Origin of the sequence: Mesorhizobium sp. M7D.F.Ca.US.004.03.1.1 (genome assembly GCF_003998635.1) — a bacterium.
Lineage (GTDB): Bacteria > Pseudomonadota > Alphaproteobacteria > Rhizobiales > Rhizobiaceae > Mesorhizobium > Mesorhizobium loti.
Map to the genome: position 1 here is coordinate 1 of NZ_RZQG01001266.1, position 1,328 is coordinate 1,328.

Below are 1,328 nucleotides of genomic sequence, written 5' to 3' on the forward strand. Positions count from 1 at the left end.
GGCCCTGGCCTTCGAGCGCCACGACGCGGGCGACCTCGCCGTCGGCGAGATCGAAGGAGACGTCGTTGAGCTTGGTGCCGACGCGCAAATTGCGCACGGCAAGCCTGGGTTGGGCAGGGGCGGGCGCTGCCTTCTGGGCGGCACTGCGGGCGGCGACATGGGTCTTGACGATGCGGGTGCCGAGCATCAGCTCGACGATCTTTTCCTCGACGCCGGGCACGATGTCGACGACGCCGACGGTCTCGCCGTCGCGCAGCACGGTGGCGCGATCGCACAGTGCCGAGATTTCGACGAAGCGGTGCGAGATGAAGATCACCGCGCGGCCGGCATCGCCCTGGCGGCGCACCACTTCCAGCACCTTTTCGGCGAGGTTGGCGGGCAGTGCGGCGGTCATCTCGTCGAGCAGCAGCACGTCGGGCTCGACGGCCAGCGCGCGCGCCAGATCGAGCACGCGCAGCACGGCCAGCGGGATGTCGCGCGCGGTGTCGCGGATATCGAGGTCGGGAATGCCGAGTTCGCGCACCCAGGCGCGGAACGGCTCGACCGGCGTGCCGGTCAGCCGCAGATTGGACAGCACATCGAGATCGGGGATCAGCGATGGTTCCTGATAGACGGGCAGCAGGCCGGCGCGGCGCGCGGCGGCGGGCGAGCGTATGTCGCGCGCCTCGCCACGGATCAGGATGCGGCCGGCATTGGCAGAAATAGCGCCGGTCAGGATCTTCACCAGCGTCGACTTGCCGGCGCCATTGGCGCCCATCAGGGCGTGCACCTCGCCGGGCAGGACGGACAGCGACGCGTTGCGAAGGGCCGCAACCGCGCCGTAATTCTTGGCGACGCCTGATGCGTCGAGGAGGGGGTTGCTGGTCAAATCGTGGGGTTCTCGATTCATGAGGCAGGGCTATCGCGTGTGGAGAGGCCCCCTCATCCGGCCGCTTCGCGTCCACCTTCTCCCCGTGGGGGAGAAGAGGCTGGCGCTCGTGCCGGCTCCTCTCCCCTCGGGGAGAGGTCGGATTGCCCCGAATTGCCCTTCGCAATTCGGTTGGCAATCCGGGTGAGGGGGCCTTCCCATATGTGACTTCCCCGCCTTGTGAGGCAGGGCTATCGGAGACTTATTCCCCCGGCCCCTTGCACGCCACGATCTGCTCCTTCGTATATGTCGTCCAGTCCGGGATCGAGATCGAGACCGGCCATTCGGGGCTCAGCGACGGGTCGGCGGCGGCCTTCAGCTTGGCCTTGCCTTCCTCGGTGGCGTTCTCCCACAGCTGCGGCTCGACCAGCACGGTCTGCTGGGCCGGCTTCTTGCCGTCGAGGATCTGCAGGGCGAGCGT

Annotated in this window: 1 protein-coding gene and 1 pseudogene; both read right to left on the minus strand. The window is 68.1% G+C overall.

All coding sequences use genetic code 11. The features are described 5' to 3' along the window. The coding region (locus EN935_RS36195; RefSeq protein ID WP_164771697.1) for an ATP-binding cassette domain-containing protein at window positions 1-868 on the minus strand (868 nt) is incomplete at its 3' end. 241 nt (window positions 869-1,109) lie between these two features. After that, window positions 1,110-1,328: pseudogene (locus tag EN935_RS36200) on the minus strand (sugar ABC transporter substrate-binding protein); the annotation flags it as partial.